13 protein-coding genes are annotated in these 13,219 nt (G+C 69.4%); 10 read left to right on the top strand and 3 right to left on the bottom strand.

Annotated elements, in window-relative coordinates:
• Positions 1–92 precede the first annotated feature (92 nt).
• Both ACQEV2_RS19650 and ACQEV2_RS19645 read left to right on the top strand, forming a co-directional pair.
• Positions 93–716 carry an RsiG family protein gene (locus ACQEV2_RS19650; RefSeq protein ID WP_433042885.1) on the top strand — a complete coding sequence of 208 codons (624 nt, stop codon included), beginning with the start codon at positions 93–95 and terminating at the stop codon, positions 714–716.
• 222 nt (positions 717–938) lie between these two features.
• On the top strand, positions 939–2,198 hold the full coding sequence (locus tag ACQEV2_RS19645) for a GNAT family N-acetyltransferase (protein WP_433042882.1): 1,260 nt from the start codon (positions 939–941) through the stop codon (positions 2,196–2,198).
• Positions 2,199–2,418: 220 nt separating this feature from the next.
• Here ACQEV2_RS19645 and ACQEV2_RS19640 read toward each other — a convergent pair whose 3' ends face one another.
• On the bottom strand, positions 2,419–2,598 hold the full coding sequence (locus ACQEV2_RS19640; RefSeq protein WP_433042879.1) for a hypothetical protein: 180 nt from the start codon (positions 2,596–2,598) through the stop codon (positions 2,419–2,421).
• A gap of 172 nt (positions 2,599–2,770) precedes the next feature.
• On the opposite strand from ACQEV2_RS19640, the gene ACQEV2_RS19635 reads away from it, so the two are divergent.
• A complete protein-coding gene (locus ACQEV2_RS19635) occupies positions 2,771–3,688 on the top strand; it encodes a winged helix-turn-helix domain-containing protein (RefSeq protein WP_433042876.1) in 918 nt (305 codons plus the stop codon).
• 75 nt (positions 3,689–3,763) lie between these two features.
• Here ACQEV2_RS19635 and ACQEV2_RS19630 read toward each other — a convergent pair whose 3' ends face one another.
• Positions 3,764–3,952, bottom strand: a complete 189-nt coding sequence (locus ACQEV2_RS19630; RefSeq protein WP_148000078.1) for a hypothetical protein — start codon at positions 3,950–3,952, stop codon at positions 3,764–3,766.
• A gap of 153 nt (positions 3,953–4,105) precedes the next feature.
• Here ACQEV2_RS19630 and ACQEV2_RS19625 point away from each other — a divergent pair, with 153 nt between their 5' ends.
• Both ACQEV2_RS19625 and ACQEV2_RS19620 read left to right on the top strand, forming a co-directional pair.
• Positions 4,106–4,981: a GntR family transcriptional regulator gene (locus ACQEV2_RS19625; protein ID WP_433042871.1), complete on the top strand. Its 876-nt coding sequence runs from the start codon at positions 4,106–4,108 to the stop codon at positions 4,979–4,981.
• Between the two features lie 32 nt (positions 4,982–5,013).
• Positions 5,014–5,733: an HAD family hydrolase gene (locus tag ACQEV2_RS19620; RefSeq protein ID WP_433042868.1), complete on the top strand. Its 720-nt coding sequence runs from the start codon at positions 5,014–5,016 to the stop codon at positions 5,731–5,733.
• On the opposite strand, the gene ACQEV2_RS19615 is transcribed toward ACQEV2_RS19620, so the two are convergent.
• Positions 5,724–5,906, bottom strand: coding sequence for a hypothetical protein (locus ACQEV2_RS19615; protein ID WP_433042866.1), 183 nt, complete (start codon positions 5,904–5,906; stop codon positions 5,724–5,726). The genes ACQEV2_RS19620 and ACQEV2_RS19615 overlap by 10 nt on opposite strands.
• A 173-nt stretch (positions 5,907–6,079) precedes the next feature.
• On the opposite strand from ACQEV2_RS19615, the gene ACQEV2_RS19610 reads away from it, so the two are divergent.
• The 5 genes from ACQEV2_RS19610 to ACQEV2_RS19590 all read left to right on the top strand — a co-directional run bounded on the left by ACQEV2_RS19610 (position 6,080) and on the right by ACQEV2_RS19590 (position 13,025).
• On the top strand, positions 6,080–6,952 hold the full coding sequence (locus ACQEV2_RS19610; RefSeq protein WP_433042863.1) for a GntR family transcriptional regulator: 873 nt from the start codon (positions 6,080–6,082) through the stop codon (positions 6,950–6,952).
• 235 nt (positions 6,953–7,187) lie between these two features.
• On the top strand, positions 7,188–9,371 hold the full coding sequence (locus ACQEV2_RS19605) for a phosphotransferase (protein ID WP_433042860.1): 2,184 nt from the start codon (positions 7,188–7,190) through the stop codon (positions 9,369–9,371).
• Positions 9,372–9,455: 84 nt separating this feature from the next.
• On the top strand, positions 9,456–10,235 hold the full coding sequence (locus ACQEV2_RS19600; protein WP_433042857.1) for a hypothetical protein: 780 nt from the start codon (positions 9,456–9,458) through the stop codon (positions 10,233–10,235).
• A gap of 40 nt (positions 10,236–10,275) precedes the next feature.
• The gene (locus ACQEV2_RS19595) at positions 10,276–10,890 is read left to right on the top strand and encodes a TetR/AcrR family transcriptional regulator (protein ID WP_433042854.1); all 615 of its coding nucleotides are present in this window, start codon (positions 10,276–10,278) and stop codon (positions 10,888–10,890) included.
• Between the two features lie 98 nt (positions 10,891–10,988).
• Positions 10,989–13,025 carry a HelD family protein gene (locus ACQEV2_RS19590; RefSeq protein ID WP_433042850.1) on the top strand — a complete coding sequence of 679 codons (2,037 nt, stop codon included), beginning with the start codon at positions 10,989–10,991 and terminating at the stop codon, positions 13,023–13,025.
• Positions 13,026–13,219: the final 194 nt, after the last annotated feature.

Below are 13,219 nucleotides of genomic sequence, written 5' to 3'. Positions count from 1 at the left end.
ATCTGGGGCTGTTCGTGGGCACTCGGTCACATAGCGGCTACTTGGGATGGCACCATGCTTCCACGCGCCGGTCGAGGGGACGGTAGAGGCACATGAGCACACCGAGTACCGGGCAGCCGCCTGGGGCTGTCGTGTTGACCCACGGGGACCAGCCGGTCGGCATCCGGCCCCCCACGCAGCGCACCGCCGACGATCCGGGCCCGCAGCCGGGTCCACTGCTGCCAGCGGAGCCGCCCGAGCAGGACCTGACCCTGCTCAGCCTGCCGGAGCTGCGCACACTGCGCCGTGACGCCCAGCGCGACGAGGCGGACCTGAGTTATGTACGACGGCTGCTGCAGGGGCGGATCGACATCCTGCGCGCGGAACTGGCGCGACGCTCCCCGGCAGGCGCGGCGTCCGTCGTCGACCGCCTCCCGGAGATCCTCACCGACGCCCCGGCCCGCCACCGCTCCTCGGCCCGCCATGTGACGCTGGGCACCCCGCAGAGCGAGGAGTACCGGCGGCTGGCGGCCGAGATGCTCGCCGAGGTGGAGCTGTCGGACCTCGAGGCGCGTACCGACGTCGAGCTGAACACCGCGATGGGGCGGCTCGTGCGGTACGAGCAGCAGGTGTCCCGGCGTCGTCAGCGGTTGCAGCGGACGGCCGACGACTGCAGTGGGGAGATCGCGCGGCGGTACCGGGACGGGGAGGCACAGGTGGACGACCTGCTCGCGTAGCGTTCAGGGCGATGCCGGGCCGCATCTTTCAGCCCGTCGGGCATCTTTCAGCCCGTCCGGCGTTTGAGGACGAGACCCTTTCAGGGCCGACGGGGGTCCAGGGGGCGGAGCCCCCTGGCGGGGTCGAAGGGGCAGCGCCCCTTCAGGATGGGACGGGTAGGGGCGGCGGGGGCGAGGAAAAACCCGGCGACACCCCACGCCCGCCCCACCTACCGTGGGCCCATGAGCCGCCCCGAACCCCCCATCGACGTCCGCCCGATCACCGAGGCCGACATCCCCGACTGGACCCGGGCCCTGAACACCGGCTTCCTCCGCACCCCCGACGTCTCGGACCGCGAGATCGCCGACCGGGCGTCGTACATCATCCCGTCCCGCACCCTGGGCGCCTTCGACGCCGGCAGATGCGTCGCCACCTTCCGCTCCTTCCCGCAGGAGCTCACCGCCGTCGGCGGCACCCCCGTCCCCGCCGACGCCATCTCGAACGTCACCGTCACCCCCACCCACCGCCGCCGCGGCCTCCTCACCCGGATGATGGCCCACGACCTCGCGGCCGCGAAGGCCCGCGGCGACGTCGTCGCCACCCTGATCGCGGCCGAGTACCCGATCTACGGCCGCTACGGTTTCGGCCCCGCGACCTGGTCGGCCGAGTGGACCGTCGACGTCCCCCGCACCGGCCTGGACCCCCGATGGTCCGGCCCCGAGGACGGCGGCCGTATCGACATCGTGGACGGGGCGGACGTCCGCAAGATCGGCCCGGAGCTGCACGAACGGGTGCGCCGCGCCCAGCCGGGCGCCGTCGACCGGGACGAGCGCTGGTGGCAGGTCAACACCGGTGTGCTGCGCCTGGACAGGGAACCGTGGACCGAGCCCTTCTTCGCCGTGTACCGCTCGGCGGCCGGCGAGGTCGAGGGGCTGGTGTCGTACACGGCGGACGACCGCTGGGGCGACGGCAAGCGGCCGCTCAACACGGCCACCGTGAACTGGCTGATCGCGACGACACCGGACGCCGAGCGCGCCCTGTGGCGCTACCTGTGCTCGATCGACTGGATCGTGACCGTGAAGAGCGGCGGGCGGTCCCCCGACGACCTGCTGCCCCTCTGCCTGCCCGATCCGCGGGCCGCCCGGATCACGACGCTGGCGGACGGGTTGTGGGTGCGGATCCTGGATGTCGTACGGGCTCTGGAGGCGCGGACGTACGACGGGCAGGGCGCGCTGGTGATCGAGGTCGTGGACGGGGCCGGGTTCACCGGTGGGCGGTACCGCCTGGAGGCGTCCGCGGACGGGGCGTCCTGCACGCCGACCAGCACGTCCGCCGAACTCACCCTGGACGTCTCCGACTTGGGGCGTCTCTGGCTCGGTGACGAGTCCGCCGTACGGCTGGCCGCGCTGGGGCGGGTGCGGGAACAGCGAGCGGGCGCCGCCCGAGTGGCCGACGCCCTGCTGCGTACATCCAGGCGACCTTGGTGCCCGGACATCTTCTGAGGCCTCCTCTCTGCCGGTGACAGGTCTGCTCATCCGTAGCGAGCTGTTCAGTTGTGGTTGTTGTGCGTCTGCGGTTGTTGTTCGGTTGTGGCTGTGCGGTCGATGTTCGGTTGTCGGTGTTCAGTTGTGGCTGTGCTGACTGACGGGGCTCCCGGCTCCCCTCCGGAAGGGAGCCCGGTCAGCCGAACCTGGTCGCCAGGTCCTGCCGGCGCGACCGGACCTACTGGGCGAGCAGCATGACGAGGATCACCGCGCCGATGCCGCCGATCATGGTGTTCTTTGCCTTGATGCCGAGGGACAGCGCCAGGAAGGCGATGATGCCCATCGGCCCGTACTTCCACTGGACGAGCTGCTCGAATCCGATGGCGAGTGCGGCGACGGCGAGGTAGATGATCGGCATGCCGGTCTCCTTGGGGACGATGGCGACAGAACCGACTCCGGTGGCCAACCTTCCTGAAGTTTGACCATGTTGCTTAAGTTGGCGACCAACTTCACTGTACTTATGACCGCTTGGAAGCGTCTCATAACCACCTTCTCTGGAACTGCCTAAAGATGGCGGGAAGTTGTAGTGTTTGGTCGTGGAGCCGAAACACGCCTCCGTCAATGGGCGGAAGAGGTCACAGCGGCCACAGAAGTCACACCGGGAGGTGGCCGACGCGCTGCGCGCCCGGATCACCTCGGGCGAGTTGCGGCCCGGCCAGCGCATGCCCACGCAGGCCAAGCTGGCCGACGAGTTCGGCGTCGAGCGCGGAGCCGTGCGGCAGGCCCTGCGCATCCTGCAGTCGGAGCATCTGCTCACCAACGTGTCCAAGGGGGCGCCGGCGACCGTCGCCCCCGACCTGAGTAAGGCGCTGACCGGCCCGGGAGCCCCGCCGCAGCCCACCATGGTGGCCCTCGCCCCGCGCATCGCCGCCGCCTTCGCGGCCCCGCACGTCGAGATCGACGCCCTGTGCCTGACCTCGGTCTCGCTCACCCTCGCCATGGGCGAACCGCTCCGCCAGATCCATGCCGGACAGCTGAAACCGGCCAAGGTCGACGTCCGTGTCCTGCTGCCGAGCCGGGACATCTCGCTCGCGTTCCCGACGCCGGTGGACGCCTCGGCCGACGACGCCGACGAACAGCTGCGCCGCCGCTGGCTCGCCCAGCGCAACGCCCAGGGCCAGGTGCTCCAGCACAATCTGCTGGCGCTGCGGTCCACGCACGGCATCGATGTGCAGGTCACCTTCCGCGCGCTGCCGTTCACGCCGCCGGTGAAGCTGTACCTGCTCAACAGCACGGAGGCGCTCTTCGCCTACTACACCCTGACGCGCAGTGAGGTGGAGATCGACCACCAGCAGCTGGAGATGTACGACGCCCCGGGCATCCAGTCGATGCTGTTCGCCTTCGAGCAGGGGGCCGGGCTGCGGGACACGACGTTCGTGGAACAGTCGCATGTGTGGTTCAACGCGCTGTGGGAGACGATCAGTTCGGAGTTGGTGCTCACGAGCTGATCGTCCCCCACCACGTGTGACCTGTGTACCTGTGTACCTGTGCGTTCGTGTGCTGTGTTCGGTGGTGCGCATGACTCATAGGGCGGGTCCCGAGACCAGGACCGCGAGGACGACGGCCCCGATCGAACTCACTGCCGGGCTCTTGGCCTTGATGCCTATGGTGAGCAGCAGCAGGCCGATGATGCCGGTGGCTCCGTACTTCCACTGGAGGGTCTGTTCGACCCCGACGACGAAGACGGCGGAGAGGAGTGCGAGGACGGGCATCGGTGTTTCCCCCTTCGGGCTTCCGGGGATGGAAGGATTACTTCCGCCAACTCAACCAACTTGACGCCAACTCTGACTAAGTTGTCCCCACTTGGCGCCTACTTTGAAACAAGATGCAAACAACTCCCGCTAGGTAGGTCAGAGTTGTAGCGTTTGGTCGTGACTCAGGAGAACGTGGCAGTGAACGGCAGCAGGAGACTCTCTCCCCAGGAAATCGCCGACATCCTGCGGGAACGTATCCGCGTCGGAGACCTCAAGGCGGGCGACCGCCTGCCCACCCAGGCCGAGCTGGCCGAGGAGTTCGGCGTGGAGCGAGGCACCGTACGCCAGGCCCTTCGCGCTCTCCAGGAGGACGGCCTGCTCACCAACGTCAGCAGGGGCAGCCCGCCGCGGATCGCCGAGTCGTCGCAGGGGCGGGAAGGTCCGCAGCCGACGATGGTCGGGCTGGCGCCACGGCTGACGGAGGCGTTCTCGGCGGCGCACGTCCGCATCGATGCCGCCTGTCTCACGGCCGAGAGCCTGATGCTCGCCCTGGGCGAGCCCATCCGCCTGATCCATGAGGGCACCCTCCACCCCGAGTCGATCGACGTCCGCATCCTGCTGCCGTCCCGCGACATCAATCTCGCCTTCCCGGTCCCGGTCGAGAGCGGCGAGGGCGACCTGGTCCACCAGCGCTGGCTGGCGATGCGCAACGCCCAGGCACAGGTGCTGCGGTACAACCTGCAAGCCGTGCGGTCCACCCACGGCATCGACGTCCACGTCACCTTCCGCGCGCTGCCCTTCACCCCGCCGGTCAAGCTGTACCTCCTCAACGAGGAGGAAGCGCTGATCGGCTACTACGTCCTCGCCGAGCGGCAGGAGGAGTACGAGAGCGAGACGCTGGACATGTACGACGCCCTGGGCTCGAAGTCGGTCCTCTTCTCCTTCGTGAGGCAGGCCGGGGCACGCGACGCCGCGTTCGTGGAGGAATCCCAGAAGTGGTTCGACGCCCTCTGGGAAACCATCACCACTGACCTGACACTCTCCTAGTGACTTCTGATACGAAGCAGCAGACTGAACCGGTGACCGCAGAGACCGAGAACGACACGGAGCAGCTTCGGCAACTGATCACGCACGCCCGCGTAGTGCTCTGGGACTTCGACGGGCCGATCTGCCGGCTCTTCGCCGGGCACTCGGCGGAGCGGGTGGCCACCGACCTGGTGGAGTGGCTCGAGGGGCGCGGGTTGCACGGCCTGCTGGCAGAGGACGAACGAGAGTCCCTGGACCCACACGTCGTCCTGCGCGCCGTCGACCGCCGGCACCCCGGCAGTGATCTGGTGGCGGAGTTGGAGGAACGTCTCACCCAGGAGGAACTCCGGGCGACCTCCTCCGCGATGCCCACCGCGTACGCCGACCCGCTGATACGGACCTGGACGGCGGTCGGATCCCGGCTGGCCATCACCACCAACAACTCCCCCCGAGTGGTCCGCACATATCTGGACAGCCGCGGGCTGCTTCCCTGCTTCAGCCCTCACATCTACGGCCGCACCCAGGAACTCCGTCACCTGAAGCCGGACCCGCACTGCCTCAACCGGGCCCTGAGCGCCATGGGGGCGGCCCGCTCGTCCGCCCTGATGATCGGTGACACGCCCTCGGACCTCGTGGCCGCGAACAGCGCCGGCGTCCCGTTCCTCGGCTACGCGCGTAACGCGCGCAAGGAGAAACTGCTGCGGGCGGCCGGAGCCACCGCCGTCGTGGATTCGCTGTGGTCGGTGCTGACACTGATCCGGGCTCAGGCATGAATCATCAGCAGCGTGAACAGGACGGCGGCTCCGACGGCCAGACCGGCCCGCTGTGCCCGCATGCCCACGCCCACCGCCAACAGGAGCAGCACGCCGACGACTCCGAGCTTCGTCTGCGCCTGCATGCCCAGAAAGAGCTCTAAGAGCCCTCGGGTGATTTGCAGCAGGAGCATGTCCCCACCCACCTTCCGCTTTCCTGCAACTCGCCGACTACCCGTCCAATTGGACTGACCGGCCTGAAGGTGGTCTGCCCGGCTCTGTAGATCCCTTAAGCAACTGGCCTACTTGGCAGGATGGGTGACTGGGTGCTGGTTTGCAGGTGGACCGAAAGCGGTACGGTCCAGATGTGGAGGCACAGCAGAGCGGTGACAGCGGCGGCAGGGAATTCCAGCGGGTCGCCGACGAGTTGCGCGCCCGGATGACCGACGGGGCGTACCCCCTGGGCTCCTTCCTGCCCTCCCAGCGGGACCTTGCGGAGGAGTTCGGAGTTTCCCGCGACACCGTCCAGCGAGCACTGCGGGAACTGGTCGACGAAGGCTGGATCGAGTCACGGCAGGGCAGCGGCTCCAGGGTGATCAAGACCCAGCGCATACAGTCCCCGACGCCCAAGGCCACCAGGTCGCGCCGGGGCATCACGCTGGAGTCCCTCATCAGTGAGGCCTTCGAGCAGCCGGAAGTGACCCTGGACGTCTATACGTTGACGTCGGAGTCCCTGTACTGGCGTATCCAGCAGCAGGCCGACCGGATCCGTGGTCGTTCCATCAGCCCTCGGCGCATCACCCTGCGGATGCTCCTGCCCTCCGAGAAGCAGCCGGTTCCCTATCCGCGCGTCAAGGACGACGAGGACGACCCGCGCCTGCGTGAGCGGCTGCACGACATCACGGAACGGCACACGAAGTCGCTGCGGGAGTCGCTGGGGGCCCTCAAGGCCGAGGGGTGGGTGCCGTCGGTGGACATTGAGATTCGCCGGGCGCCGCTGGCGCCTACCTTCAAGCTCTACCTGTTCAACGGTGCCGAAGCGCTGCACGGGCCCTATGAGGTGATCGAGCGGAAGATCGAATTGGAACCGGGTGAGGAGATCACCGCGCTCGATGTGCTGGGTCTTGGTGCCACACTCACGCACCACGTGAAGGACGACGATCCGAACTCATCGGGAACCGTCTTCGTGGAGAGCATGCAGAAGTGGTTCGACTCGGTCTGGGATCTGCTCTCCGAGTAGGGGCGTGGCCCCCTGCAGGGTGCTGCTAGCATGCCCGCACCGTTTGAGCAACCATTCCCGTTCGTGCGTATCTGATGGCGAACCAGCCGGCGTCGGGCGGTCCCACAATCGACCTCGTGCCAGCGAGTGGCGCACCACCCGTAGTGGCCACTCACACCTCACCATGGCGTGCGGGGCAGAACATCACGTGTCACCGTGTGGCATACCTTCCTCGTCCTTCTACTCGGAGCGGCCAGTGGGCGCACTTGACCCTTCCCGTCCTGTGCACGGGGGGCGCGCCACGCCCGACCACGTCATCCGCGAGTTCGTGGGGCAGGCTGAGAAGCTGGGCCAGGCGAGCAGGGGGCATCACAACCAGAACTACGTGCTGCCGCTCACGGATTCCATGGCTGAGCTGGTGGGCCTCGAGGTCGGCACGTCCGTGATCGTGCGGGTCCGGCGCGCCGAGGCGCTGCCCGTCGTGATCAGAACCTGGAATGACGAGGCGCAGATCCTCGACGCCATCAGGGGAGTCCTGCCCCACGCACCGCAGTGCCTCGTCAAGCAGGAGGGCTTCGCGATCCACAGCTATGTGGAAGGCATGCCGCTGTCCAGTGTCTGTGGGGACGGCAAACCCGTCGACACCCTGCTCGTCAAGGCGCTGGCCGGCCTGCTCGCCCAGATGGCGCAGGTGCGCCGGGGTGCGCTTCCGCCGATGCCGGCGGTCTGGCCGCGCAACGACACGGACAGCCAGGGGTTCCTGCAGACGCTGGCGCGCCTCGCCGACCGGCAGATCCGGCAGCCGAACTGGCAGGTCTTCGGAGGGCTCTTCGCGGCGCTGGGCATCCCGGAGGACGCCCTGATCCGGCTTGCCGAGCGGGTGCCCGCCATGACCCGGCGGCCGTACAGCCTGTTGCACGCCGACCTGCACCGGGACAACCTGATTGTGTCCTACGACGGTGATCCACCCCTCATCTGCGTCGACTGGGAGCTGGCCACCTACGGCGACCCCCTGCACGACCTGGCGACGCATCTGGTGCGCATGAGGTACCCGTTCCACCAGCAGGCCGAAGTGATCGATGCCTGGGCCGAGGCCATGCAGGAGATCCGTCCCGCGGCCGTCAACGGCCTGCGTAAGGACCTGCCCCGCTATCTCACCTTCGAGCAGGCGCAGTCGGTCTACCCGGACGTCATGCGCGCCGCGCGGTCGCTGGAGGAACCGTTTACCCAGAACAGGCTCGACGAAGCGACGGCGGAGGTGCGCCGGGCTCTGGAGGCTGCGGCGGAACCGCTGCGACTGGGGAACGTACCGGGCGAGCATGAGATCGAGTCGGCTCTCTTCCGGTGGCTGGCGTCGCGGAGCCATGGCGGTATCAACGGCCGGGCCTGGGTCAGGAAGGCCTTCACCTGGAAGCCCGACCGGCGGGTTGGCGAGCGCATCGACTTTCCCGCCTCCGCCGTGCGGAAGGCCCTGCTCCTGGAGGGGGCCGCCCCGGCAGGCCGGGTATTCAAGGGGACCGCGCACCTGAACTCGGTGGTCTCGGTGCTGGGTGTCGACTTCCCCGTGGTCGTGCGGCGCAGGCTACCGGGCGTCTGCCGTCGAGAGCCCAGCTTTCTCAGCGAGCACGCCGTGCTCCGCGCGATCGAGGAGGCGTCCGTCCAGGTGGCGGCGCCGAAGGTTCTCGCGCTGGGCGAGAGCTACCCGAGCGACCCGTTCGCCATCCACACCTACGCCGGATCGCGCGACGAGCCTCCGAGCCACCCGGTGAACGGCCTGCTCCCGCACGAGGCGGACGGGCTCGTCGACCAGCTCTCCGCTCTGACGCACGTGGACTACAAGCAAGTCGACCCGGCCGCCGGGGAGGGCCGTTTCTTCGAGTGGCTGAGGGGCCAGCTCGTGGAGCTGGTCAGGGACCTGCCCAAGGGGTCGCAGCAGTTGGCCCGGTTCCTGGGGCTCCCCGATGCGGATCGTCTGCAGCAGATTCTGGCCCGCCACCGGGTGAGTGACCGCAAGCCGTCCCTGCTGCACGGCGACCTCAACCCGTGGAATCTGGTGCGCCGGGACGACCGTCTGGCACTGACCATCATCGACTGGGAGATGGCGGTGGTCGGCGACCCCCTCTACGACCTGGTCCGGCACATGCACCTCACCCCGACCCGGCAGGAGATCCGGGACCGCATGTTCCGTCGCTGGGAGAGCCGGTTGCCGGGCGAGTGCACCAGGAACTGGCAGCTGGACTGGCGGGTCTACCGGGGCATCGAGATCGTCCGTTCCGCCTACGTGGACCTCGACCGTCTGGTCACCGGTGCGAGCCTGGACGCGCCCAACGTACGGCGGGCCGTGCACTCGTACCCGATGACTCTGGCCGCGGCCACCGCCTTCCTCGGCCTGCCCGTCCGCCCGACGGCAAATCCCTATCTTGCTCGTGCCCTGGCGTAGGGGCACCATGACTTCACCCAACGGCGGTAGGTCCACGGGCATGTGATGCTCCGGGGGCGTCGCTACGCGGAGGTGAGTCGGTGGATGCCTGAGCGGGGGAACGGGGCGGCCGACGATGGGCTGGGGCAGCGGCTGAGGCGGTATCAGGGCCGCTTCGGACCGGTCGTGACCCGTGTCCTGCTGATCGGCATCTTCGGCACCGGACTGACCGCGCAGTTCGTCAAGCCGGTCGGCGACGCCCTGGAGGGCAAGGCGTACCTCGGCGGAGCCCTGCTCAGCCTGGTCGGCTACGTGCTGTACGACGCGGTCCGGGAGCTGTCCTCGTCGGTACGCGTGCCGTCGCGCGCACTCGTGAACTCCAGTCAGCTGGGCGGTTTCGTCAGCGAGGCATTCCAGGCCCGGCGGGTCGAGATCAGCTTTCTCGGCTACACCGGCGAAACCCTCTACAACGAGCTGTACCACCGCTTGGAGGGCCTCTTCGACAACCCGGGACCCACCCGGAAGGTTTCCGTGCGCATGCTGGTGCCGGACTTCGGGCAGCCGATGACCGTGCCCTCGAAGGTCGGCGAGGACGCCCGCCCGGTGGATGATCCGGCCTTCCGGTTGCGCATGATCCGGCGCTGCCACTGCATCTTCAACCGCGCCCAGGTGTTGCACGGCTTGTACGACGTGTCGGCGCGGATGCGTCTGCATGAGAGGGGGCCGGAGTTCTACGACCCCAAGGGCTACCGGACCGACCTCAACGTGTGGTCACGGGAGGGCACGGCTGCCGCCGAGGCGGCCGTTTCCACTTGGATCAAGCACTTCGACGATCTGTGGTCACTCGCGAAGCGGCCGGACTGGCCGCAGCGGGCGGCTGCCTGAGGTCACCGCCCGCGGCCCGGCCGAGCGTAGGCTCACCGCCATGAGCGAGATCGGCCTGCGCGAACGCAAGAAGCAGCGGATGTACCAGACCGTGTCGGACACGGCCATCCGCCTCTTCCTGGAGAAGGGCTTCGACGCCGTCTCCGTCGCCGAGGTGGCCGCCGCCGCCGAGATCTCCAAGCCGACGCTCTTCCGGTACTTCCCGGCGAAGGAGGACCTCGTCCTGTACCGGATCGCCGATCACGAGCAGGAGGCCGCGCGGGTGGTGGCCGAGGGGCCGGGCTCGCCCCTGGAGGCACTGCGGCGGCACTTTCTCGACGGGCTGGAGCGGTGCGATCCCGTCACCGGGCTGAACGACGATCCCCGCGTGCTCGCCTTCCACTCGCTGCTGTACGGGACGCCGGCCCTCGTCGCCCGCGTGTACGCCTATCAGCAGCGGTCGGAGGCCGCACTCGCCGAGGCTCTCGGCGGGGATCTCGACGCGCGGCTGGCCGCGGGGCAGATCATCGCCGTCCTGCGGATCCTCGCGAACGAGAACTGGCGACGGATCGCGAGCGGGGAGTCGGTGGCGGAGGTGCGGGAGGACGCGGTGGCGGCGGCGGAGCGGGCGTTCGGGTGGTTGGAGCGAGGGTTGCCGCGGCTGGCTCCCTCGTGAGTGAAGCTGAGCAAGTGACGCTGAGCGAGTGAGGCTGAGCAAGTGAGCCTGAGTAAAAAATTTAACTCGGTTACGTTATTTCGGGTACGCTCCGTGGAATGACGTCACCCGACCCCGCCCTCCACCACGCCCTCATCCAGGAACGCGCCCACCACGACCGCTGCCGCGCCGCCCTCGCCGCCATGGTCGACGGAGCCCAGGAGCACGTCGTCACCGGCGAGGACGTCTCCGCCTCCGGTGCCGATGCCGAAGTGCTGGGGTACCGGCTGCGCAGCCGGGCGAAGGAGATGCGGGAGCTGCCCCAGGGGCCGTTGTTCTTCGGGCGGTTGGACACCGCCGAAGAGTCGCCGCACGCCGAACAGTCACTGCACATCGGGCGGCTGCGGATCAGCGAACGCCCGGCCGACCCGCCCCTCGTCGTCGACTGGCGTGCCCCCGTCTCCCGCGCCTTCTACCAGGCCACCGCCCGTGATCCACAGGGCGTCGCGGTACGGCGACGGTTCGGCTGGTCCCCGGGCAGCCGCGGGGACTCCGCCGACCTCACGGGGCTGGAGGACGAGCACCTCGACCGGGGTGAGTCGCGCGTCAGCGACATCGTCGCCCGGGAGATCGAGCGGCCCCGCGTCGGCCCGATGCGTGACATCGCGGCCACCATCCAGCCCGAGCAGGACGATCTGGTACGCGCGGATCTCGCCGAGTCGGTGTGCGTGCAGGGCGCGCCCGGCACCGGCAAGACCGCCGTGGGCCTGCACCGCGCCGCGTATCTGCTCTACACGCATCCGCAGCGCATCCGGCGCGGCGGCCTGCTGATCCTCGGGCCCAACCGGACCTTCCTGTCGTACATCTCCCAGGTCCTCCCGGCCCTCGGCGAGACGGGCGTGCGGCAGTCGACGCTGGGGGAGGAGATCGCGAGGCGTCCGGTCGGCGGGGAGGACGGTGAGCGGACGGCCGTCGTCAAGCATGACGTCCGGATGGCGGAGGTGTTGCGGCGCGCGCTGTACGCGCGGGTGGGGGACCACGCCGGGGCGGTCGGCTCCCTTGCGGTGGCGGACGGTTCGTATCGGTGGCGGGTCTCGGAGGGGGAGCTGCTGCGAATCGTCGCGGGGGTGCGGGCCGAGGAGCCGCCGTATGCCGTCGGGCGGGAGCGGGTGCGGACGCGGGTGGTGCGGCGCATCCAGGAGCAGGCCGAGCGGCGGGCCGGGCCGCAGAGCAACGCGTGGGTGCGGAAGATCTCGGGGGCGCGGGCGGTCGGGGCGTATATCGACGCCGTATGGCCGCGGGTTCGGCCCGAGGAGGTCGTGGCTCAGCTGCTCGGCGATCCGGCGGTGCTGGAGGCCGCCGCCGACGGGCTGCTGGACGCCGACGAGCAGAAGGCGCTGCTGTGGGCGAAGCCGCCGCGGTCGTGGAAGTCGGCGCGCTGGTCGGCCGCCGACCTCGTGCTGCTCGACGAGGTGGCCGGGCTCATTGAGCATCCGAAGGGGTACGGCCATGTCGTCGTCGACGAGGCGCAGGATCTGTCACCGATGGAGTGCCGGGCGATCGCGCGAAGGGCGGCCTTCGGGTCGCTGACCGTGCTGGGGGATCTGGCGCAGGGGACGACGCCGTGGGCCGCGCGGTCGTGGGAGACCGTGCTGCGGCATCTGGGGAAGCCGGACGCGATGGTCGTACCGCTCACGACCGGGTTCCGGGTGCCCGGGGCGGTCCTGGCACTGGCCAACCGGCTGCTGGAGCGGCTGGACGTGGAGGTGCCGTCGGCTCGTTCGCTGCGGGGCGATGGGGAGTTGCGGGTTCGGCAGGCCGGTGGCGATCTGTTGGGGGCGGTCGTGGGCGCCGTACGGGATGCGCTGGCCCGGGAGGGGTCCGTGGGGGTCGTCGCGGCCGACGGGGATGTGCGGCGGGTGCGGGAGGCGCTGGGGGCGGCCGGGATCGAGGCGGGGGGCGCGGACGAGCTGGGGGCACGGGTGGCCGTCGTGCCGGCGAGTGTGGTGAAGGGGCTGGAGTACGACCATGTCGTCGCCGTGGAGCCGGCGGCGATCGTGGAGGCGGAGGCGCGGGGGCTGCACCGGCTGTATGTGGTGCTGACGCGGGCGGTGGCGGGGCTGGAGGTCGTGCACGGGAGGCCGCTGCCGTTCTGAGAGCCCCAACGGGACCCCAGGGCCTGTCCGGCGGATGGCGGACCATGTCGGCGTCGCGGGGCCCGGCACGCCCCTCTGCGGCGTTGCCGTCACAGTGGGACGCACCGGACCCCGCTCACCTGCGTTGCACGGCATGCCGCTTCTCGTAGCCGGCCTTACCCGCCGGGCAGGCCCTGGCAGCGACGGCCTCCCGG

The organism is Streptomyces sp. CA-251387 (assembly GCF_050936625.1).
GTDB lineage: Bacteria > Actinomycetota > Actinomycetes > Streptomycetales > Streptomycetaceae > Streptomyces.
This window is presented reverse-complemented; position numbering and strand designations above follow the sequence as displayed.